At 41.4% G+C, this 22357-nt stretch carries 16 protein-coding genes; 6 read left to right on the top strand and 10 right to left on the bottom strand.

What is annotated here, in order from left to right; translation table 11 throughout:
• Window positions 1-45 precede the first annotated feature (45 nt).
• Complete coding sequence (locus C8P64_RS11120) at window positions 46-3996, bottom strand: AsmA family protein (RefSeq protein WP_108172128.1); 3951 nt, start codon at window positions 3994-3996, stop codon at window positions 46-48.
• A 312-nt stretch (window positions 3997-4308) separates the two neighbouring features.
• Between C8P64_RS11120 and C8P64_RS11115 the strand changes: the two genes are divergently transcribed.
• From C8P64_RS11115 to C8P64_RS11105, 3 genes are read left to right on the top strand one after another with little or no spacing between them, the layout of a single operon-like run.
• Window positions 4309-5088, top strand: a complete 780-nt coding sequence (locus tag C8P64_RS11115) for an MlaE family ABC transporter permease (RefSeq protein ID WP_108172127.1) — start codon at window positions 4309-4311, stop codon at window positions 5086-5088.
• Window positions 5088-5840 carry an ABC transporter ATP-binding protein gene (locus tag C8P64_RS11110; protein WP_108172126.1) on the top strand — a complete coding sequence of 251 codons (753 nt, stop codon included), beginning with the start codon at window positions 5088-5090 and terminating at the stop codon, window positions 5838-5840. Before C8P64_RS11115 ends, C8P64_RS11110 begins: the two co-directional genes overlap by 1 nt.
• Window positions 5841-5844: 4 nt before the next feature.
• Window positions 5845-6837, top strand: coding sequence for an MlaD family protein (locus C8P64_RS11105; RefSeq protein WP_108172125.1), 993 nt, complete (start codon window positions 5845-5847; stop codon window positions 6835-6837).
• On the opposite strand, the gene C8P64_RS11100 is transcribed toward C8P64_RS11105, so the two are convergent.
• From C8P64_RS11100 to C8P64_RS11080, 5 genes are all read right to left on the bottom strand, one after another.
• Window positions 6834-7622, bottom strand: a complete 789-nt coding sequence (locus C8P64_RS11100; RefSeq protein WP_108172124.1) for a patatin-like phospholipase family protein — start codon at window positions 7620-7622, stop codon at window positions 6834-6836. The two genes, C8P64_RS11105 and C8P64_RS11100, sit on opposite strands and share 4 nt — an antisense overlap.
• A 180-nt stretch (window positions 7623-7802) precedes the next feature.
• Window positions 7803-8003 (bottom strand): hypothetical protein, encoded by a 201-nt coding sequence (locus C8P64_RS11095; protein ID WP_108172123.1) that lies wholly within the window; start codon window positions 8001-8003, stop codon window positions 7803-7805.
• Between the two features lie 91 nt (window positions 8004-8094).
• On the bottom strand, window positions 8095-8769 hold the full coding sequence (locus C8P64_RS11090) for an ABC transporter ATP-binding protein (protein WP_108172122.1): 675 nt from the start codon (window positions 8767-8769) through the stop codon (window positions 8095-8097).
• 8 nt (window positions 8770-8777) lie between these two features.
• Window positions 8778-10040, bottom strand: a complete 1263-nt coding sequence (locus C8P64_RS11085; protein ID WP_108172121.1) for an ABC transporter permease — start codon at window positions 10038-10040, stop codon at window positions 8778-8780.
• Window positions 10037-11122, bottom strand: a complete 1086-nt coding sequence (locus C8P64_RS11080) for an efflux RND transporter periplasmic adaptor subunit (RefSeq protein ID WP_108172120.1) — start codon at window positions 11120-11122, stop codon at window positions 10037-10039. Before C8P64_RS11080 ends, C8P64_RS11085 begins: the two co-directional genes overlap by 4 nt.
• A 231-nt stretch (window positions 11123-11353) precedes the next feature.
• Between C8P64_RS11080 and C8P64_RS11075 the strand changes: the two genes are divergently transcribed.
• The 3 genes from C8P64_RS11075 (at window position 11354) to C8P64_RS11065 (ending at window position 13599) form a co-directional block, all read left to right on the top strand.
• Complete coding sequence (locus tag C8P64_RS11075) at window positions 11354-12394, top strand: c-type cytochrome (RefSeq protein WP_108172119.1); 1041 nt, start codon at window positions 11354-11356, stop codon at window positions 12392-12394.
• Between the two features lie 94 nt (window positions 12395-12488).
• Window positions 12489-13169, top strand: a complete 681-nt coding sequence (locus C8P64_RS11070; protein ID WP_108172118.1) for a Tat (twin-arginine translocation) pathway signal sequence containing protein — start codon at window positions 12489-12491, stop codon at window positions 13167-13169.
• A gap of 19 nt (window positions 13170-13188) precedes the next feature.
• Window positions 13189-13599: a DsrE family protein gene (locus tag C8P64_RS11065; RefSeq protein WP_108172117.1), complete on the top strand. Its 411-nt coding sequence runs from the start codon at window positions 13189-13191 to the stop codon at window positions 13597-13599.
• Between the two features lie 73 nt (window positions 13600-13672).
• Here C8P64_RS11065 and C8P64_RS11060 read toward each other — a convergent pair whose 3' ends face one another.
• The 4 genes from C8P64_RS11060 to C8P64_RS11045 all read right to left on the bottom strand — a co-directional run bounded on the left by C8P64_RS11060 (window position 13673) and on the right by C8P64_RS11045 (window position 22356).
• Window positions 13673-14530 (bottom strand): universal stress protein, encoded by an 858-nt coding sequence (locus C8P64_RS11060; RefSeq protein ID WP_108172116.1) that lies wholly within the window; start codon window positions 14528-14530, stop codon window positions 13673-13675.
• 341 nt (window positions 14531-14871) lie between these two features.
• The gene (locus C8P64_RS11055; protein WP_108172115.1) at window positions 14872-17898 is read right to left on the bottom strand and encodes an AAA family ATPase; all 3027 of its coding nucleotides are present in this window, start codon (window positions 17896-17898) and stop codon (window positions 14872-14874) included.
• Entirely contained in the window at window positions 17899-19119 is a 1221-nt protein-coding gene (locus C8P64_RS11050) for an exonuclease SbcCD subunit D C-terminal domain-containing protein (RefSeq protein ID WP_108172114.1), read from the bottom strand.
• 111 nt (window positions 19120-19230) lie between these two features.
• A complete protein-coding gene (locus C8P64_RS11045) occupies window positions 19231-22356 on the bottom strand; it encodes an efflux RND transporter permease subunit (protein ID WP_108172113.1) in 3126 nt (1041 codons plus the stop codon).
• Between the last annotated feature and the right edge of the window lies 1 nt (window position 22357).

The raw sequence follows: 22357 nt of genomic DNA, 5'->3' as shown, positions 1-22357 counted from the left end.
GACAGGCTGATTAGCTATTTTCGGGCTATAGGATTATGAATTTGATCAATTCTCTTTAGACTTTTCCAGCTTTCTGTTGCCTAGTCTGAACTTGGTTTTCAACTTCTGCTCTCTTTCCTTTTCGCTTTCTTTATCCTGAACGATCTGCAAGTAGAATTTAGCTCCAGATTTTTCAAAAGATATCTTCTCGGGTAATTCGATGCCATCCCGGCTCTTGAAAATATTATTCCAGGGAACAGAGATCCATAGGTTATAGTATTCACCAGGCTTTAGTTCACCTTCCACAAAAACCTGCATGGCGGTAGATTGTAACTGCGTTCTAGGAACCATGATCTTTCCGTCTACAACTTCGAAAGTTTGCCGAATAGGCTGGAATTCTAACCTTTCAAAACGTTCCTCTTTCAGAAGCACCACACTCTCTATCAGCGGTTGATAATCATAAAGGGCAAGGCCGGTAATATCTACCTGCATGGTTCCATTAAGGGAATTCATCTTCAGTTTTCCACGTTCATCCAAGATCCCGTTCACGTCGAAATTAAGGTCCAGATCCCCGCCGATCTTTTCCGCCTTACGTAGTTCATCATCTTTAAAATAATCAAGGTCCTTTACTAAATTTTCAATGGCAAGATCTTCGATGTTCATCTTAATGCGAACAGGCAGATTCTTGGAAGTTTCCAGGCCAGCTTGTAGCATGAGCTTAGCCGATGCCTCAAAATATTCCAGACTGGTGTTGTCTACCTTCAGGTCTCCGCTATTGTTAAATCCAATTTCTGAAGCGAAATTTGAAAAGGCCATTTTATTATAGATCAGTGAATCGATCTCGATAGTGGCAGAAGGGAAATAAGAATTATTGATCTTACTAATAATGTCCTTGAGATTTTTCATCTCGAATGGCTTTGCTTTAGCACTATCCTTTTTCTTTTCGTCGGCGCCAATAAAGGTTTTTATATCCTTATTGTCCAGGTAAGTAGAAGTTATCTTAAAGGAAGAGTTATGAGAATCTATGGCCTGGTCGTTATTGATGAAATTGGAGAAATTATCGATCTTCCCCGTGATATCTATGGAACTTTTCCCGGGTAGCTCAACATCCAGCCTCTCCAGGGTAGCGAGGTTATTCTCGATATACAGATGCAGGCTGTCTACCGGTACCTGTATAGAAGTACCCTTGATATCTACCCTGGTTTTTCCCAGGATTAGATCTCCGCTGGCGTTCGAATTCATGATCTTAAGATCACTGGCCTGCCCGTTATAACTTCCCCTGAACTCGAAATTTCCCGATCTAAGATCGAAATTCACTGTTTGTAATAGATCATTCAGATCATTCGATCTTCCCGAAGCTTCTGCCGAAAACTTGAAATTAAAAGGATTCTGATTACCTAGCGAATCATTTAGGTCCTGTGCTGCCAGTTCACCACGGATGGTTGCCCTTGAATCCCTAAATTTTATCTTCAAATCTTCCAGTTTCAGGGTGGATTCATCTTCAAAATATACTTTCGCGTTAATATCCTTTGAAACCAGTTCTTTGTACTTCAAGGTGTCCACCACCAGATTGAACTCAGGATCGAACCTGTAGATATCGGAGAATACCGCGTACAGGTCACGCTTTTTAAGAGATTTATCTGCTTTTTCAAGATCCATGGAATTTACCGTTTTCATCCAGTCGTCCATATCTACCAAAGGAGAGTCCAGGGTAACGAAGATCTTTCCAGTGCTTTGCAGGCTGTCCAGAAGAAATCCCGGAAAGTCTTCTATGCGACCACGCAATGAAAATGGATGATGCTCACCAATTTCAACAATAAATCTATCCAGCTTGATATTGGAATCATGTACACCAACTTTTAAGGAGTCGAATTCTATATCTATAGCTGCTTCCGGGTAGTAAAAACTGGCATTCAGCAATTTAAGATCACCGTTGATATTACGAAGTAATTCTTCGGTTTTCTGCACGTTCCCGGTAAGATTTCCAGAGAAGGTATATTCACCCGTGTTGATGTCCAGCAGTTGAATATTGAAGAGGTCCTGGAATATTTTAAGCGGTCCTGAGGAATTCGCAGCAACATTTAGAAATATTGGTTCTTCAAAATTATTATCTGGCTTGGGGATCTTTAATGTTCCTTTAAGCTCAGTAAATGCATCCTGGTAGATAAAGCCAAGATTGCTGAAGCTAACGGTTTCCGGGTCTGTGAGTTGAATATCTGCTTCCAGAACCTCGTAGGTATTGTCATTGTATTCCACCGAATTAATATCCAGCCTGAAGCGCGGCTGAAATTTCCTGTAGATAGCATTAAAGGTCTGGTGCAGCGTCTTAAGATCGTTGCCGGACCTTTCTGCAGGTGGAATAAATTCCTTGGCAGTAGTAATTAGGTCGTTGATGTTTAAAGCCTCAGATTTCAGAAATACATTAGCCAGAGCAGGTTTTTCGGGATCATCTGCCATTAACGAGGAGATATTTTTGATAGTACCATTAAAAATGAACTGCTCCTCGTTAGGTAAATTGACAATAAGATTATCCAGGACAGAGATGTTCTGCTTCAGTTTTATATCCAGCAATTGCACCGGTAGCTGGAGATTATTTTCGTTGAGAACCACGCGGGTATTTCGAATCGTAAATCTTCCTTCAGCCGAATTAAAGACCTCCCCGGTATTCGGGATATCTCCATCGATTCTGGCAACAAGATCGAAACTACCTCCAATGAAATTGAAGTTGCTATTTTGCATTACCCTGGCTAGGGTCTCATTAGAGCCGTACATCTTCAAATGCGCATTCATATAATTATGAGCTTCTTCTGAAGATTGATAATAAGAATTATCCGCAAAGATCTTTATATCTTCCAGGTCGGCATTGAAATCCTCAAAGTAGATCTTGATATCCCGGCGTGAGGGTTCATAATTAGCGGAATCCTTCTCTTTACTCAGAGTATTGGTGAGATATCCCTTAAGCTCGATATTTTCCAGTTGTAGACTGTCCTTGAAACTGCCTGAGTTGCCACTGGTGGAAAAATCAGCATCTATGTAAGGTACATCTCCATAGCGAAATTTACCTTTTAATCGCAGGTCTGCACTGATAGTCTCTGTGAGGTTATAAGGAGAAAGTTTTGCGGTAATATTCTCGGGCAATAGTTCTTTAAGTTCCTGGAAATCGGTTTCTGTATTCTGTAAGGAAAAGTAATAACTGTTAGTAGCATTAAAATCAAAATCTGCTTTGGTCTTGAAATTTTGAGTGCCTATTTCCATTAGAAATTCCGGAACGCTCAACAGGTTCGTATTCTGGTCCAGCAGAAATTCGGGACTGCCCGTAACCATGGCGCCGTTGATGTAGCTTCCTTTCCTGGTATTGAATCCAAGGTCATTTACCGTACCTTTAAAGTTCATCTTACCGGAGACCTTGTCATCAGCCATGCTAATGCTTCCGTTAGCATTATGTACTTCTACATCAAAGTATTTATGCAGCATGGTATCCTTGGAGATAAAGTGTACATCACGAAGACTGAAATCTGTTTTCTTAGATAACCATTCCGGCAGGTTAAGACCTGAAGATGGATCGGCCTGTTTTTGCATTTTCAGGCGCACATATTCTTCAACGGTTTTTTCAGAGATAACCTCGGTGTGAATTTCAGCATTTTGGATCTTTATATTCTTGAATTCAAGATTTCCACTTAGCAGATCGGCCGCAGCGATGCTTACCTGGGCTTGCTTGATCGATATCGTAGAACGTTTATCAAGAATGGTATCGAAACTGCTTTGGTAAATGTCATTTATAGTAAATCCTACATTCGGGAATCCTTTTAAAAAGGTGGCATCTACCTTACCAATTTCTAACTGCCCACGGCTATTATTTTTATACCAGTCCTGTAATTGATCGATAAGCAGATCACGGTTGAACCAACCAATGGTGAACAACAGGGTAGGTGCCAGTAGGAGTACCGCCAGGATAAGGCCAATGCGCTTGAGCAGTTTGAGCCTTGATTTCCTATGTTTTGTAGGTTCAGGTTTCACGATTTATAGCCCGGGAGATCTGGTATTTATTTCTATTGCCGATAATAAGCTAATTCTTCAGGAAATATCGTCAATTTAATTCTTTTTTTCAGTATCAGGAATTTTACTGAATTGGTTCGGCACATAACTCCCAGAAACGAGGTATCAAGGTCACTTTTCTAAATAGTATTTTTTGATCTATTTAGGGAAAGCTTCTTTACATGATCATTAAAAGAATCAGGCAATTGATTTTCATATTAACAAATCTGATCAAAGTCATTGCTCCTGAAAGATTTCATAGGTATATTCATTTGAAATTCAGAACTTTATATAATGCAGGATTCTGAAGGTATATGGGGTAATGTAAAAAGTTTTTTTACAGAAGCGGGAGATATGGCCTATTTCGCCGGACGGTTTTTTATGGAGGTTTTCAAGCCGCCGTTCGAGTTCAGAGAATTATTACGGCAGTGTTATAATATGGGAAACCGGTCTTTATTGCTGGTAGGCGTAACCGGTTTTATCCTTGGGCTGGTATTTACCCTGCAATCCCGGCCAACCTTAATGGAATTCGGTGCCGAATCCTGGATGCCGTCTATGGTGAGTATATCTATAGTCAGGGAGATTGGGCCGGTGATCATCGCGCTTATTTGTGCAGGAAGAATAGGCTCCGGGATTGGAGCTGAACTGGGTTCGATGCGTGTGACCGAACAGATCGATGCCATGGAAGTTTCGGGTACGAACCCATTCAAATACCTGGTAGTGACAAGGATACTGGCTACTACCTTGATGTTGCCGTTACTCATTATCTTTGGTGATGCCATTGCATTATTAGGCTCTGCCCTTATTGAGAACCTAAAAGGCGAAGTATCCTTTGTTCTTTATTTCAACAAGGTGTTCAACGCGCTGAAATTCTCAGATCTTATACCTGCTACGATCAAATCCTTTTTCTTTGGCTTTGCCATAGGTTTAGTAGGATGTTATAAAGGATACTACTGTTCCAAAGGAACTGTTGGGGTAGGAGAGGCTTCTAATGCCGCGGTAGTTTACACCTCTATGTTATTGTTCGTGATAGACTTTATAGCCGTTTTTGTAACCGATATATTTTATGGATAATGGAAACTACCAGAAATAACGAACCGGTTTTGGAGATCAGGGATCTTAGAAAGTCCTTTGGCGAGCAAAAGGTGCTGAATGGTTTTAATCTGAAGCTATTTAAGGGCGAAAGCCTGGTAGTTATGGGAAAATCGGGTTCCGGGAAATCGGTGATGATCAAATGCCTGGTAGGACTAATGCAAGCAGATAGCGGCAGCATAAGGATCAAGGATCACGATATTACCTCCCTGGGCAGGGAAGAACTGGACGTACTCAGGACAGAAATAGGTTTCTTATTTCAGGGGAGTGCGCTATATGATTCCATGACCGTTCGGGAAAACCTGGAATTTCCATTAAGACGGCATAAGAAGAAACTTCATTTAGATGGTAGTACAGAAAGCCTTGTTCTCGAAGCCCTGGAGAATGTGGGGCTGGCCAAGGCCATAGATCTTATGCCTTCAGAATTATCTGGCGGAATGCAAAGAAGGGTGGCTCTTGCCCGGGCGCTTATCTTAAAACCGAACATTATCCTTTATGATGAACCTACCACCGGGCTAGATCCAATCACTTCAAAAGAGATCATTCAGCTAATGAGGACCATTCAGGAGACTTATAATACCTCTTCCCTTATTATTACTCATGATGTGGATTGCGCCAGGGTTATTTCTAACAGGATCATCCTGCTGGTGGACGGGGTCAATTATGCTGAAGGTACTTTCGAAGAATTATTGAAAAATAAGGATCCGAAGGTGCAGGCCTTCTTTAAAAATTAGAAATATGGACAAGACAGTATCACAACGAATAAGATTAGGTGTTTTTGTAGTTCTGGGAACTTTGTTGCTTATCGCCGCGCTGTATTTCATTGGGAACAGGCAACACCTTTTTACTAAGAATATGACCGTTTTTTCTGAATTCGAAAACGTGAACGGACTGCAGATTGGCAATAATGTGCGCTATTCTGGAGTGAATGTAGGAACCGTGAGTAAAATCGTGATGCTGGAAGAATCCCGTATCCTGGTGCAGATGATGGTGGAAGAATCTACCGGAAGCTTTATAAAAAAGGATGCCACGGCGACCATTGGTTCAGATGGACTTGTGGGAAGTATGGTAGTGAATATACTTCCAGGGAAGGAAAGCCTCGCCTCTATAAAATCTGGCGATACCATAGCCTCTTATAGCAGGATCGGTGCAGATGATATGTTATCTACCCTGAACGTTACCAATGAAAATGCCGCCTTGCTAACCTCAGATCTGTTGAAGATCACAGATAAGATCCTGGAAGGAAAAGGAACTTTAGGAGTTTTGGTAAGTGATTCTACTTTGGCCAAAGACATACAGTTAACCCTGGCCAGTTTGAAGGAAACCAGCAGGCAAACTACCATTGCTATGAACAAGATCAACAGGGAACTCAGGCATATTAACTTCAGCGAAAGCCTCGCCGGAACCTTACTGGCAGATACGGTATCCAGAGATCGCATGGAGCATATTATCATGGAACTCGATTCTTCCAGCAGTAATATCCTGGCAATCACCAAAAATGTAGAATCTATACTTAACGAGATAAAGAACGGTGAGGGAGCCCTGCATTATCTTACCGAGGACCAGGAGCTGGTTAAAAATATTGACACCACTCTGGTCAATATCAAAGAGTCATCAATAAAAATGAACGAGAACATGGAAGCGATGCGACATAACTTTTTGTTCAGAGGGTATTTCAGAAAACTGGAGCGCCAGGAAAGAAAGGCTGCTAAAAAAGAAGCTAAAGATTAAGAAGATATTTTTTCGGTTTTACTAAAAAGTACTTCTCCTTTTTTATCCAGTATTTTAATTGCCTCCCTATAGCCCAGGTCAAAGATAGCATCCATATTCTTTAAGCTGAAAAGGCCGTAATCTCCTAGTTTCTTTGGTGAGATCATCAGGTCACAATATTTAAATTTCGATTGACACTGATGATGCAAGCTTATCTGGTATGCCCGGGTAATTACCTGGTAAGAATGTCTTAGTCCCTTTACCTGGAATTTTCTTAGCGGATTCACATAACCACCAATGATCGTTTCACAGCTGTGTTGCAGGGGCTCTATGGGGAAGTTATTGGTGATTCCGCCATCGGCATACATACCTTCATTAAACTGCATGGGAGTGAAAATGCCGGGAATAGAAGCTGAAGCCAGTAAAGGTCTTATCAGTTCACCAGATTCAAAAATTTTCAGTTTACCGTCTATAAGGTTGGTCGCCGTGATATAAACCTTTTTCTGGAGGATGTTAAAGTCATCTTCAGCAAAGAATTTCAGAAAGTCATTATAGAATTTATTGGTATCAATAAAGCCGGGTTTATTCCGGGCATAGCGTTTATAATGAAAAATAGGCACCGATTTAAAAAAAGTGAGTATTTCTTTCCAGTTGGCACCAGAAGCATACATCGCTCCAATGATGGCACCAGCGCTGGTACCAGAGATATGAGTGATCTCTATATCAAATTCTTCAAGTGCTTTTAAAAAACCTATCTGGGCGACGCCTCGAGCACCTCCGCCGGAAAGAACTAATCCTGTGTTCATTTTAGTGTTTTCAAAAAATTAAAAAATGTTTGCTTACGCTGAAAATTTAATCAGGTATTCAGCTATTGTTTTATTCAAGATCTGTCAGTTATTTAAATTGTTCCAAAAAGATCTCCTACCATAAACTATGGTTTAGATCATTACTGGAATTGATAGTACTTCGTGATGAATAAAGACTATCTAATTATTTTTATGAGACCTTATCAACCCCTTTAGACTTTCCAGGTAATCCCTGAGCAGTTTATTGGTAATATCGGGATGCTCAAAGCTGGGAATGGTGATGGGCTCCTCGTCAATAAATGAGTAGAGTTCGGGATAATCTGTTTCCAGTTGCAAGGTCAGCTTATTGATCTGCTCCAGTATTTTAGTGGAAAGTACCATGCTGATTCTATTAAATAATTCTATCTAAGATAAGGCATAAATTTGAGGATTCATATGATGGGAATCAGGTAAAAACTTAAGCAATAGAGGTTTATTTCAAGATCATACCGTCGCCCATTTCAATGATGCGATCTGTTTTGGCGGCGAAATCCTCATCATGGGTCACCACAAGTAGCGAAAGTCCCTGTTCTTTGCTTAACCCTTGGAAGATATCAAAAACGAGTTTGGAGTTGAAGCTATCCAGGTTTCCGGTAGGTTCGTCTCCCATAATAATAATGGGATCATTTATGAGAGACCTGGCGATGGCCACCCTTTGTTTTTCTCCCCCAGAGATCCTGGATGCTCTCTTTAAGGCTAATTTTTCGATACCAAGCATTCTGAGTTTTTCCATTGCAGAATATTCAATCTCTTCAGGACTTTTTCGTCCTAGTTTTTTGGCAGGGAGCATTACATTCTCTAGTACCGAAAACTCTCCCAGTAAATAATGGAACTGGAATACAAAGCCAATAAACTCACTGCGTATCCTGGAAAGCTCATCTTTATCCAGACCGGTGATCAATTTATCGTTAAGGTATAATTCGCCTTCATAATCTGTATCCATCGTAGATAGTATATAGAGTAGGGTAGACTTACCGCAGCCGGATTTACCCATGATGGAAACAAATTCTCCCGGGTTCACTTTAAAACTGATATCCCTTAGCACATGGAATAGCACAGGCTTTTTAAAGTATTTATTGATATTTTTTGTTTCCAGAACTGTTTTCATTTTTAAGATTATTGTCCCCTGATGATATCTACAGGATCTATATTTTTTGCCTTTCGCGAAGGCAGATAACCGGCTAAAAAAGTTGAAATAAGCGCAAACCCTATCCCAATCACGTAGAACCAGGGATCGTAATTAATCGGGTAAGTGCTCACCGTGGGCAAAGCCTCTGTTTCGAAAGGCACTCTATCTATGACCACAGATAAAAGGTAACCTATGACCAATCCTAAAACTCCACCCACAAACCCGATGATCATTGCCTGACTCATAAAAATGAATTGCACATCTGTGCCCGAAAATCCTGTTGCCTTTAGAATAGCGATATCGTTCATTTTTTCATAGATAAGCATATTCAGAATATTATAAATTCCAAAACCAGCAACGATAAGCAGGGTAATGGAAACCGCATAAGTGATGAGGTTCCTTATGGTAGATCCAGTTTCAAACTGGGCATTGGCGGTATTGATATCTATGGCCTGAAGATCGAATTGTTTCTTGATCTTATTGGCCAGGGCCGGTGCCTGCTCGATATCTTTTAATTTTATATTGATATCCGTAATGTAATTCTCCGGCTCACCCAGGATCCTTTGTACCGTTTTAATGGAAGCGAAGCTTTGTATATTATCAAGATCTGCTATACCGCTTTGAAAGATACCGGCAACCTTTAAGGGAAAACTATTTCCTTTTACCGTACTTATCTGTACCCGGTCGCCCGGAGATAAGGAAAGTTTTTTGGCAACTCCGGCTCCCAGGAAAATGGCGTTATCTATATTTTCAAGTGATTCCGGCTCGCTTTCGATGAGGTAATCTCCAAAATTGAAATAGCTTACTTCCTGCATGGCATTGATGCCGGTAAGATTTCCTCCCAGTTCTATAGACCCGGAAATATAAAAGATCTGGGTTTTCACCTGTGGGATTGCCGCAAGTACATTTCTGTCTTTTTCCAAATGATCTATGAGAGCAAGGGCATTATGGATCTTCTTTTGCGATTGTTTCGGTTTTACCGAGTGGATCATTATCAGGCTGTTTTCGAATTCTGTATATAGATCTGCCGGTTGTTCTTCTGAAGGTTCTATCTCATTGAAAATATGAACATGAGGTGTTTGGTTCAATATCAGGCTATCCAGCATCTGGTTCAAGCCCGTCATAAAACCAACCAGGGTGATATATGATCCAATTCCAAAAGTAACTCCCAGCGCAGCGATGGCTGTTTGCCGGAACTTGGTTAGCAAATGCGTCCTGGCGATGCTTAATATCAATTTCCAATTGGTCATGGTGAAGGTTTGTAGATCCAGGTGTCTTTAGCTATACCTGAAGTTATTTCAACCATTTCCATATTCTCCATTCCGGTGGTTACCCTAACCATGCCATCTTCTGTCTTTACCCTGGAATCTTCAAGGAGATAATCTTTAGGGATACTCAAAGTATTTTCTTTACGGTCAATTAGAATATTTGCTTCCCCAGATAAGCCGGGGTAAAGCGTTGGTGGTATATCCTTAAATCTTGCTTCGACCAGAAAGGTTTGATTGGCCTCATCTTTTTTAGGGTATATTTTAAATATCGCGGCTTCAAAGACCTCCCCGGGATAGGCATCTAAATGTATATAAGTTTGTTGTCCTCTTTTTAATCTTACGATATCCACTTCGTCTACCAGCATTTCTACCACGAAAACCGAATCACTGCCCAGGCTGGCCAGTGCCTGCTGGGTATTTACGATCTCACCTTTATTTTTATAGAGGGCATAGACCTTCCCGTTTATTTTACTGTTGATGGTATATTCCCCGGTGGTGATCATAGAATTCTTATAATTATTCCGGGCTTGTTTTAGCTGGGTTTCCAGCTCATTCCTGGTTTGTTCATACTTATTTTCGAGCAGGTCGAGTTGATTTTGCGAAAGCTCGTATTGCAGTTTTTTTTGCTCATAAGCAGATTTTGATCCTATTTGTTGTTGCCAAAGTTTTTCCTGCCTTTTAAAATAGATAGAATCATTGATCAGTTTGAGTCTGGCAGCTTTGATCTCATCCTTAATACTGCTTAGAATAGTTCCGCTTGCCGAAAGATTTTTTTCAGCGAGTTTATATGAAAGCCAGGCATTTTCGGTATTTAGTTTTGGATTGCTGTTAATGATCTGCAGGATGGGATCTCCAACTTTCACTTCGTCTCCTTCCACGACAAATTCCTTATCCAGAATTCCGTTTACTGCGGAATAAACCTTGTAAAGACTATCTGGTTGTATAGTGACAGAGGCATAGACGAATTCTGAAATTTCGCCATAAGAAGGCTGTATCTTTTCCTCTTTAGATTGGCAGGATAGAAGAAATAGGCTTAAAATACATCCTGTGACTTGACGGATCATTCTGTCTTAATTTGTTCAAATTTCTAGTATTATCTTAAATTTTAGAATGACCAAAATCATATTTGATCCTGAAAGCTTCATTTCACAAGGGCCTAATAGAATTTTTAACAGAGTATTTTCTCTTTACCGGGCAATTAGTTTTGCATGCAGAATATTCGTAATTTTAGTATAGTGTTTATTTAAACATGACGTCCTGCTCTGCCTGCTTATAATCCATAAAATACAGGGATTATGACTATCAAGAATTCAAATAAGGGACGTATTCGCAGGCAGTTCATAATCCTCATCTCTTTTCTTGTTCTGCTGCTTATCATATTCTACCTCCTCTTTAGTTATGGTGCTTTTGAATCTGATTATGAAGATATCGAAGACAAGGAGAAAATAGATCCACTTGCTGCAGATTATGAAACTTATTACCTGGACAATTCCCCAGAGAACAAACAGATCAAGTATGGCTTTGAGCTGTTCACAAATACTGCTAAATATCTCGGTCCGTCTAACGGAAAAGAAGAGATGATCTATTCCGGGAATAACCTTGCCTGTAACAATTGTCATCTAAATGCAGGTACTAAGCCTTATTCAGGAATGCTGATCGGGGTAATTAAGAGATTTCCACAATTCAGAGGACGTGAAAATAAAATAGGTACGATAGAGGACCGTATCAATGGTTGTATGGAGCGGAGCATGAATGGGAAGGAACTTCCGCCTAATGGTAAAGAAATGAAGGCTTTTGTGGCTTATATGAACTGGCTGAGTCGCCATGCTCCTGAAGATGGGAAGGTAGAAGGTATGGGCTACGCCAGGATAGAGATTCCAGACCGTGCAGTGGATCTTGAGAAAGGTGAAAAATTATTCCTGAAAAAATGTGCTTCCTGCCATGGACAGGATGGGCAGGGGATCCCCCTGAAGTACAATCCTGGCTACCTGTATCCGCCATTATGGGGTGAAGACACCTATAATAATGGTGCGGGAATGACGCGGGTGATCACTGCGGCCGAATTCATAAAAACGAATATGCCATATGGAGCAAGTTTCAATGATCCGGAATTAACAGATGAGGAAAGTTATGATCTCGCGGGATATATAAATCAAAAAGAAAGGCCTGTTAAATCTAATCCTGAGTTTGATTTTCCAGATCTTAAGAAAAAACCAGTCTCTACACCTTATCCTCCCTATGCAGATCCATTCCCTGTATCCCAGCACCAGCTGGGACCTTTCCAGCCGATAATGGATTACTACCAGAAAGAATATGGAATAACTAAGATCAAATAGAAGGCTCAGTATTTAAAAGACTGATAATTAGAGTTTTAATGCTCTTTAATTCGTAATTTTATTAACAATTGTTTAATCTATAAAGCAAATAAAAATGAAATCTGATCAATTAAATGCAACAAGGAGAGACTTCCTGGGTGCAATGGTATTAGGAGCCGCTGCAAGTGGTATTTCTATGCTCACCAACCCACTGGAAGCTAAAGTTTCAGCTTTAAACAAAAAAAGCCTGGGTGACCCTGAAAAATGGTTCGATAAGATCAAAGGTTCGCATAGGGTAGTTTTTGACGGTTCTACACCGCATCATAATTTTCCTGTCATCTGGAACTGGGCCTGGTATTATTCAAATAACGGTGCGGGAATAAACGACGATGATCTAACCGGAATGACGGTTCTTAGACATGATGCGATCCCTTTCGCGATGAAAGACGGTGCCTGGGAAAAATATAATTTGGGTAAGATGTTCGATATCAAAGACAATTCAACCAAGGCTGCCGCGCTAAGGAATGTGGTATACGAGCCTAAAGAAGGTGATATGCCGATGCCTGTGGTTGAAGGAATTAAAAAGCTTCAGGACAGGGGAGCGATGTTTTGCGTATGCGACCTGGCTTTGAACGTTTATAGCGGTATGGCCGCACAGGAAATGGGAATGGATGCCACCGAAGTTTATGAAGAATGGAAAGCGGCGGTACTTCCCGGTATTCAAATAGTACCTTCAGGAGTATGGGCATTAACCATGGCCCAGGAGCATGATTGTGCCTATATTTTTGCGGGCTAATTAATTTAAAACGAGTATTATGAAAAAGTATTTAATTCTATTTTTTGCATGTTTACTATCGCTGAACCTGTTTGCTCAGGAAAAGCCGGTAAAGATCGTATTTGATGTTACCAGCGATGATGTAAAGGTGCATCAAAAAGCGGTGAGACATGTTAAGATGATGTCTGAAGCTTATCCAGATTCAGATTTCGAGATCGTAGTCTACAGCGGGGCTTTGGATATGGTTTTGAATGATAAATCTTCGGTGGCCGAAGACCTTTCTAAACTTGCCCAGGATGAACACGTGACCGTTGCGGTTTGCAATGGCACTATGGCCAGGGAGAATAAGGATGGAACGGCATTATTACCGGGGGTGAAAGTAGTTCCCGACGGTATTCTCGAGATCGCACAAAAACAGTCGCAGGGCTGGAGTTATATTAAAGAACAATAAAAAGACCCATATTCCGGAATTCTGTACAAGTTCATTGATTGAACTCCGGAATATGGATCTGAAATTTATTTTTTTAGTTGATCTCCTTCAGGATGAGTACCGGTAATTTAGGATCAAAATTAATTTCGTTAGACCTGGTAGGTCTGAACAGTCTTGAGAAGAATCCTTGTTTTCGCTGGTATAAAGCCAGAAAATCGCAATCCCTGCTTTCTATGAATAAATGTACTCCCGTAGAAGGAGTGGTTTGGGTAAGCTGATGAAAGCTATGCGAAACATCGGTAAAGTATTTACCTAAATCTTCTTTGTTCTCTTCCTGGTCTTCGGTCAGTTTTTTGTTATCGCTATTTATATATAATATCTTGATAGATGCATTAAGACTCTGGGCCAGTTCTATAAGTGGAACCAGTTCTTTTTGCTTAAAAGGTAATCTAAGGTTTGTTGGAAAAACTATCTCAAGAATTTTTTCGGTCCTAAGTTCAAACTCCTCAGGCACCACCAGAATAGAACATTGTTCTACTTCTTCGGTAATTTTTGAGATCTTGCTATCGTTCGATGGATTTATTCCGGCCGTTTCTCCGTTAGATCCCAGGACAATAAGATCTATACCATATTTTTCAGCACTTTCCTGAATTCCTTCAACCAGATTACCTTTAAAGGAAATAGTTTTGAATTGGTGCTTCTGATTTTCCTTTCTAAATCCTAAGCCTTTCATCATACGTTCCAGGCCATTTTCAGAGATCTCCTCTTCACTTTCCTTATCATCATCCTTTGCTTTTCCAAGGGGTAGGGCCTCAGCTAAAAAGTTTTGAGATTGATAAACATTGATAAGATGAAAAGTACAGGGATGCTTTTTATAAAGGTTCATGGCAAAAATGAGAGCGTTCCATGAATGTTTTGAAAAATTTGTAGGAATTAAAATGTTCTTCTCCATAAATAAAGGATTGGGATGTAAATATAATCAGCCAGAAATTCATAATTAGAATTTTCTAAGCCTAATAAATTTAATTAAATAAAGCACAGCTAAAAACGCAAAAATGCGGTTTGCAAAGGGATAATTTAGATAAAATATTGCTAATGAGTTAACATTTTGGGATTTAGAGTTCGTTTTCCTAAAACTGTAAACTTATTTTTCTCGTAAATATATAAATCTAAAGAAGGAGGTTTTATATGGAAAAATAAAGATTAAGTATAATTACAATGATTGTTTAAATTAATTATTAATCATTGAATTAGCCTAAAAACAGAAGCCCCGTAACATGTACGGGGCTTTTTTTATTTTATGCTCAAACTACTATATCCCTGTCCGTTTCGGGTAAGTTTTATCTGAGTGGATATTCGCTCTTTTAGAGAATCCACATGACTTATAATCCCAATGGTTTTAGAGCTTTCTGCCTGTAGTTTTTCCAGTGTATCCAGGGTTTGATCCAGGGTTTCCGGATCCAGGGTCCCAAAGCCTTCATCAATGAACAGGCTGTTGATCTCGACATTCTTTGAGGCTAGATCAGATAAAGCCAGCGCCATGCTTAAGCTAAGTATAAAGGTCTCTCCTCCAGAAAGTGTTTTTACAGATCTGCGCTGCCCGCCCATATGTTCATCGATTGCAACCAGGCCGTCGTCTTCCTCTGGTTCGGGTTTGTCGATGAGGTAACGGTCGTTAAGATCCTGCAAACGCACGTTGGCTAACTTTAATAATTGCGAAAGGGTAAGGTCCTGGGCAAAATCATTGAATTGTTTCCCCTTGGAATCTCCAATGAGCTCATTAAGCAGCCTCCAGCGTCTGGTTTGTTTTTCCTTTTCTGCGATCTGTTCCTGCAGTTCTTTCATCCTTTTAAGGCGTTCCTGCTGATTTTTAAGCTTACGCTCCAGTTCTTTGCATTCATTGCTCAGGCTGCTGAAAAGTGTATTCTTTTCTTCCAGTTGCTCCAGCAGCTTTTCTTTTTCGGTCTGGGAATCCAGTTTTTTTAGCCTTTCCAATTGCTCGTTGAGCAGTTTTATAGAAGCCCTGGAATCGTCTATTCGTTTAGAGATCTGTTGTTTTTCCTGGCGTAGTTTCGAGGCCTCAGCTTCCGGCATCAAGGCTTTCCAGGCTACTTCGATATTTTCAAAATCGGTATTGGATACGAATTGCCCTAAATGCTGTTCTGTTTTTGAAATCTGGTTACCAAGATCTGAAATTTGCTTTTCATTTTCCCCGGCTCTTTCCTGGTAATGGGAAAAATTCTCGCGCAATTTTATCCATGTATTCGAGGTATTCTGTACATCGTTTTGGATGTTGCTCCCAGTGTAGATGGCATCGAGTTCCTTTTTTAATGCTTTTCCGTGGCTCACGATATCCTTCAATTCTTTCGCTAACGGAATACTATTTTTGATCGCCCTGGATTTTTTAACCTGGTTTTCGAGTTCCGATATTGCTTCTAATCTTGCTTCCAGTTGTTCTGCGACTTGCTCTATTTCTTTTCGTGAATCAAAGTTTTCAAACTGTTTGTAATTGTTCGAAAATGTAGCCTTGCTTTTTTCCTGATCCTGCTGAATTTTTTGCAGTTTTTCCTGTAACTCCCTACGGCGCTTTTGAAGGCTGGAGAATTCCGCTTCCAACTGGTGAAGCTCTTTGTCTGCCGACTGTGATTTTGCTTTAAGTGCAGAAATTTCCTTATCCAGGTCATTGTCTTGAAGATCCTGCTCATGCGCATAGGGATGATGCTCAGAACCGCAGAGTGGGCAGGCTTCCCCATCTTTCAGTTTCTTTCTAAGATCTTCCAGGCTGGCTTTCATCAGTTCGAGCTCTTTCTTCTGTTCAGCATTCTGAAGTTGGAGTCTAAGTGATTCTGATGCCGCCTTTTTATCTTTTGTTTTCGATGGAAGTTGCTCAAAATTCTTCTCATCTTTTTCCAGCTCTTTCCTGGTATTCTGTAATTCTGAATTCAGGTTTTCAATATTCAGAAATGCATTGGCAGCTTCCCGCGCAGTTTTGATGCCTGTCCTTGTTTTTTGCTGAAGTTCATTTAGGTCTGCGGTCGCTTCAATTTTTAATTCCTGGCTGATTGCCGTTTTTTTCTTTTCGGAAATCTCTAATTCTGAAGTAAGCGTAGCTATAGAACCTTCCAGGTCCTGCTCATTAAAATCGATCCCGGTGTCCCGAAGTTCAGATAAGAGCTGATCTTTTTTTGCGGTATAGGAATTAAGCTTGTTTTTTCTTGTCTCCTGCAGATTGAGGACTTTCTCCCTAAAGGAATTTAGTTTATCAGAAATAGTTTCTGCGGTTACCGATTCACCAACCAGGCCAGAGCTTTGTTTTAAAACCTGGGTTTGCTGCTCCAGATTTGCTTTTTTAGCCGCAGAGATCTTTTCTTTTGTTTCTTGAGCCTCCTTCAGGTTATTTCTTAACTGGTTCCATGCTCTTAACTGGTCTGCTTCTGCCTGTACCTTTTCATGCTGTTTTAACGGGAACCCATGTTCAGCATCGAATTTTTTTAATTCTTCGGTAGCCGTTGTTTCAATTTGTTTCTGCTTTAGGATCTCCTTTTCCTGGGTTTCAATATCATCTTTTAGCTGGATCGCTTTTTTAAATTTTTCGATCTCTTTCTGATGAGTTTCACACTGACTTGTCTTCAGTTTAAGGTCAGCTTCATGTTTATCGATAATTTCGTCTTCCAGCAGGTCGTTTTGAATGACCCTTATCTCATTCTGTTGCTCCTGTATCTCGCGATTTGCTTCTTTGTTCTTTTCAAAGGCCTTGATACCGAGTCGGCGATATATGCCGGTACCGGTAATTTTTTCAAGTAGTTCACCGCGCTCTTCTTTTTTAGCTTTCAGAAATTGAGCGAATTCACCCTGGGCCAGTAAGACCGCTTTGATGAACTGATCATAATTGAGTCCTATCAATTCCTCGTTCTTGTTCGGTACCATGGACTTTTTCAGGTCAAGTAACTTTCCTGAATGATGATCATGAATCTCCATCTCATAATCGTTCAGGTTACCATTTCTATTGATCTCGATGGTCCATTGCGAGCTGTAAACACCATTATTACATTCATAAGTAACCCTGGCCATGGAATTTTTCTGGTTACGGGTAAGGATCGCGCCTTTACTCTGTATCTCATTTTTGGTGATCTTACCCAAACGAGGCACATGATTAAAAAGGGCCAGGGAGATAACATCCAGAATACTGCTCTTTCCACTGCCGGTTGGGCCGGTAATGGCGAAAAGAGAATTGGTAAGGAAAGGTTCCTGGCTGAAATCTATCTCATGAAAACCCTTCAGGGAATTGATATTCTCGAATTCTACTTTCAGGATCTTCATTTAGTCAGCGGTATTTTCAGATTGTACTTCTTCCAGGATCTCGTCAAAAGCGGCGAGAATTTCATTCCTGTCTTCTTCAGAATATTCATGCCTCGCGATGAGCTCTGTAAACACATCTTTCGGTTTAAGATCTTCAAGTTGCTGCTCATTCTTATAAAGTTCTGCCGCACCTTTTACACGGTTCTTAAACTGTACTCTTTGTTTTACGATCTCGAAATCTTCCCGCTTAAAGTCGTTTACCATGCTATCCAGCGCATAGATCTTTTGCGCATCATATTGGTCTTCTACCAGGTCGACTTCGATAAGAGAGGTGAGTTCAGATCTTTTTTCAAGGCTGTTCAGTTTTAACTGAAGCTCCTCCAGGTTTCCGCTTAGCCTTATCAGTTGCCTGAAGTTCGGCAGGTTGATACTTTCAGGTTCATAGCCTTTTTCGGTATCCAAAACCAGCACTCGTTTTTCATCTGTTCTTTCGGAAAATGAAAGCGGAATAGGGGAGCCGCTGTACAATACAGGTATACCCGCATTTACCCGCTGTGGTTTATGAATATGGCCCAGGGCCACATATTTGAAATATTCACCGAACTGGGAAGCCTGGAAAGCGGCCAGGTTTCCTATTTGGATGTCCCTTTCACTTTCTGAAGATTCAATCCCGGCAGTATATAAATGCCCCATGGCGATCACCGGAATTTCTGGATATTTTTCCTGGCAAATTTCCGCAGCCGAATGGAATATATTTTTAATGCCTTCCCTGATGGCTTCCAGCCGGTCTTCATAATTGCTGGCTCCGGCACCCGATCTTAGATCTGAATCCCTCAAGTAAGGGATCGCGGCGACTACTAATTCGATTTCCTTATTTTTACCGTATACCGGGACCAGGGTTTCTTCGAGGTCTGTAGGTAAACCTCCAATCACTTCCATGTCCAGGGCTTTCATCAGGTCTTTGGGAGCGTCCAGCATAGAAGGGGAGTCATGGTTTCCTCCGGTAGCGATGATCTTACATTTTAATTGCTGAAGCTTGATCAGCGCCTGGTAATATTGTTTCCTGGCTTCCGAAGAAGGATTGGCCAGGTCGAAAATATCACCCGAAATGAGCAGCACATCGATATGTTCTGATCTTATATATTCAATGAGCCAGTTGATGAAAAGATCAAAATCTTCACTCAGCTCGTGTTTATGTAGTTTTTTACCAATATGCCAGTCGGCAGTGTGGAGTATTTTCATGTTTTTGGAACTTACCCTGCAAAGTAATTAAGTTTTAACGCCATTTCAAGTCGTCTTGAAATTTTTATCTACAAAGAATTATCCGGAAAAAATGAAATCGAAAAAGTGAATCTAAGGTTGAGAAACCGGTTCCTTTTCCACGGTCTTGCCTTTTTTAGAGTATAACCTAATATCTTCAGAGATCAGATATAAACATGGCACGATAACCAGGATGATCGAAGTCGCAAATACGATCCCGAATCCCAGTGAAATAGCCATAGGAATCAGGTAATAGGCCTGGCTGGAAGTTTCCAGAATGATCGGAGTTAATCCACCAAAAGTGGTGAGCGTGGTAAGCATAATTGGCCTGAATCGCCTGATGCCTGCCTCATGTATGGAATCATAGATCGAATTGGATTCACGTTTTTTGTTCGCATAATCTATCATGATTAGCGAGTCGTTCACCACCACTCCCGAAAGTGCGATCACTCCCATTAAACTTACCAGGGAAAGATCATAACCCAGTAAAATATGACCAATCACGGCACCCACGATACCGAAAGGAATGGCCATAAGCACGATTAGCGGTTGGGTATAGCTGTTAAAGGCAATGGCCAGCAAGGAATAAATGAGTAGTAATGCAATACTAAAGCCGCTCCAAAGTGAGGAAGTAGATTCCCTCATGTCTGCCTGGCTACCTTCAAAACTCCAGGTGACGCCCGGAAAATCGGCGCGTAATTGCGGTAACACTTCCTCTTCTATAGACGCCAGTACCTGGGAAACCGTGTTCGCCGGCTCTACATCCATTCCCACTGTAACTACCCGACTACCGTCTCTGCGGTTAATATTGGTAAAGGCTTCCCGCTGTTCTACCTCAACCACATCCAGCAAGGGAACTTCTACTCCTGCCGGAGTACGCACCAGAAAGTTTTCCAGGTTTTGAATATCCCGGCGTTCTTCCAGCGGTAATTTCACCCTTACTTCGATCTCATTGGTTCCCCTTAGCTGCCTCATGGCCAGGGCACCGTAGAAGGCATCTCTAACCTGCCGGCCAACTTCAGAAGAAGTAAGTCCCAGGTTACGACCTTCAGGCTTAAATTTGAAATCATACTGCATCTTTCCCTTGTTGTAATTATCGTTTACATCGCGGGTATTACTAAATGCTTTCACTCTTTGCAGAAAAGCCTGGCTTGCCCTTTCCAGGACATCGATATTGGGATGGCTAAGGTCGACACTAATGGCCTGTTGGTAACCACCGGGACCTCTTTCAGCCTCAAAGGTGATCTGGTCTACACCTTCTATATCTCCAATATTATCGCGCCATAAGGCGATCACTTCCCGAGCGGTCATCTCTCTTTGGTCTGGTGGGCGCATGACGATCTCCACATCGATGAAATTCTGCCCCCGTACATTGGTTTTTATTCCTTCAGCAACTTCATATAAATTATGCTTTTCGAACATCTGCCGGGTAGATTCTGTGATCTCTTCGGCAACCCTGGCAGCCTGAAGGGGAGTAGTTCCTACGGGAAGGGAAACCCCGGCTTCGATCTCATCTGCAGCGACCTCGGGCATCAGGATCATGCCCATGTGATCGCTGTAGCCGTAAGCTCCTACCATTAATAAAAGGGCAATGGCAGCCGTTAAGGTGATATATCTGAATTCAAGACATTTATCCAGCAACGGTCTGTAATACTTATCTATAAGCCGGTCGAAACCACGGGCAAATTTTTCCTGCCAGTCTTCAAATTTCCGGATGAATCCTTTTTTCTTATTAATTGAAAGATGGGCCAGGTGAGATGGTAAAATGAATAAAGCTTCAAGTAACGAGATGGCGAGGATCACGATTACCACCACCGGCAATGGCCACCAGAACTTACCGGTCTCTCCCGGCATAAATAGTAAGGGCACAAAGGCAATGATCGTGGTAAGTATACTAAAGATCACCGGCCTGGAAACATCCTTGGTTCCTTTGATCGCGGCATCAATCGCACTCATTCCTTTCTGGCGATATTCGTAAACATTCTCTCCCACCACGATGGCATCGTCTACCACGATCCCCAATACGATCAGAAATCCGAACATAGAGATCATATTGATGCTGACACCTACAAGCGGTAAAAACAGCATTCCGCCAATAAAAGAAATCGCCATCCCCATCATCACCCAGAAAGCAAGTCTGTATTCCAGGAAAAGAGTGAGGATCACCATGACGATGATGATGGCGAGCACTCCATTTTCTGTAAGCAGTGATAATCTTTCACGATAATCTTCGGCGCGATTGCTATCGATTCTATATTCAATTCCGGGAGGAAGTTGAAAATCATCGAGAATCTCGTTAGTAATCTCAGAAATTTCTAAGGGAGACTGATCTCCTACCCTGTAAATACTCAGGCTTACCGCAGGCTGCTGATTGAACTGCCCATGAAAACCGGTTTCTTCAAAGCCATCGGTAATATTAGCGATATCTGCAAGAGTCACTTTTGCACCGGAAGGTGAGGAAATGATAGTAATATTTCCGAATTCTTCAGCCCACTGCTTGCGCTCCTTCATTCTAAGAAGGATCTCGCCAGATTCCGTTTCCACAGCACCTGCCGGAACATCCTGGCTTGATCTTTCAATAATATCTGCGACCTGACCTAAAGTGAGATTGTATTCACGAAGCTTATTCCTGGGGATTTCTATATGGGTCATATAATCTGGAACATTACCCAGTTCTACCTGGGTGATATTCGGATTGCTGAGAAGCCTGTTCCGGAGTCTTTCAGCAAGCTGCCTTAGGGTCCAGATATCGGTATTTCCGAAGAGACTTATCTCCAGCACATCCCTCTGCCTGGTTTGCAGATTTACCTGGGGTTCTTCAATATCGTCGGGGAAGGTTCTAATTCGGCTAACCGCCTGGTCAATTTCCTGAAAGCTTTTCATCCGGTTCGCCCCGGCAATAAGCTCTATGGTTACATTTCCCGAACCTTCATTGGCCGTGGAAACGATCTCTTTGATTCCCTGTATGCCGCGTACAGCTTCTTCCACGGGAAGGATAATACCCTGTTCCACCTCGGCAGGAGCCGCCCCGGGATAAGTAACGTTAACTTCTACATAATCTAATTGAAATTGCGGGAAGACCTCCTTCTGGATCTTGAACATGGTATAGATTCCTCCGCCCAGTAAAACCAGCATTAATAAGTTTGCGGCAATAGAATTCCTGGCCATATATCCTATGACTCCCTCACGCCTCGCTTTTTTTTCTTCTTTCCCGCTCATA

Source organism: Christiangramia gaetbulicola (assembly GCF_003054225.1).
Taxonomy (GTDB): domain Bacteria; phylum Bacteroidota; class Bacteroidia; order Flavobacteriales; family Flavobacteriaceae; genus Christiangramia; species Christiangramia gaetbulicola.
This window is presented reverse-complemented; position numbering and strand designations above follow the sequence as displayed.

What these genes read in the sequence shown, in the direction of transcription:
- C8P64_RS11115 (WP_108172127.1), top strand. Translation starts at nt 4,309, where the DNA reads ATGCAGGATTCTGAAGGTATATGGGGTAATGTAAAAAGTTTTTTTACA.
- C8P64_RS11110 (WP_108172126.1), top strand. Translation starts at nt 5,088, where the DNA reads ATGGAAACTACCAGAAATAACGAACCGGTTTTGGAGATCAGGGATCTT.
- C8P64_RS11105 (WP_108172125.1), top strand. Translation starts at nt 5,845, where the DNA reads ATGGACAAGACAGTATCACAACGAATAAGATTAGGTGTTTTTGTAGTT.
- C8P64_RS11100 (WP_108172124.1), bottom strand. Translation starts at nt 7,622, where the DNA reads ATGAACACAGGATTAGTTCTTTCCGGCGGAGGTGCTCGAGGCGTCGCC.
- C8P64_RS11095 (WP_108172123.1), bottom strand. Translation starts at nt 8,003, where the DNA reads ATGGTACTTTCCACTAAAATACTGGAGCAGATCAATAAGCTGACCTTG.
- C8P64_RS11090 (WP_108172122.1), bottom strand. Translation starts at nt 8,769, where the DNA reads ATGAAAACAGTTCTGGAAACAAAAAATATCAATAAATACTTTAAAAAG.
- C8P64_RS11085 (WP_108172121.1), bottom strand. Translation starts at nt 10,040, where the DNA reads ATGACCAATTGGAAATTGATATTAAGCATCGCCAGGACGCATTTGCTA.
- C8P64_RS11080 (WP_108172120.1), bottom strand. Translation starts at nt 11,122, where the DNA reads ATGATCCGTCAAGTCACAGGATGTATTTTAAGCCTATTTCTTCTATCC.
- C8P64_RS11075 (WP_108172119.1), top strand. Translation starts at nt 11,354, where the DNA reads ATGACTATCAAGAATTCAAATAAGGGACGTATTCGCAGGCAGTTCATA.
- C8P64_RS11070 (WP_108172118.1), top strand. Translation starts at nt 12,489, where the DNA reads ATGAAATCTGATCAATTAAATGCAACAAGGAGAGACTTCCTGGGTGCA.
- C8P64_RS11065 (WP_108172117.1), top strand. Translation starts at nt 13,189, where the DNA reads ATGAAAAAGTATTTAATTCTATTTTTTGCATGTTTACTATCGCTGAAC.
- C8P64_RS11060 (WP_108172116.1), bottom strand. Translation starts at nt 14,530, where the DNA reads ATGGAGAAGAACATTTTAATTCCTACAAATTTTTCAAAACATTCATGG.
- C8P64_RS11055 (WP_108172115.1), bottom strand. Translation starts at nt 17,898, where the DNA reads ATGAAGATCCTGAAAGTAGAATTCGAGAATATCAATTCCCTGAAGGGT.
- C8P64_RS11050 (WP_108172114.1), bottom strand. Translation starts at nt 19,119, where the DNA reads ATGAAAATACTCCACACTGCCGACTGGCATATTGGTAAAAAACTACAT.
- C8P64_RS11045 (WP_108172113.1), bottom strand. Translation starts at nt 22,356, where the DNA reads ATGAGCGGGAAAGAAGAAAAAAAAGCGAGGCGTGAGGGAGTCATAGGA.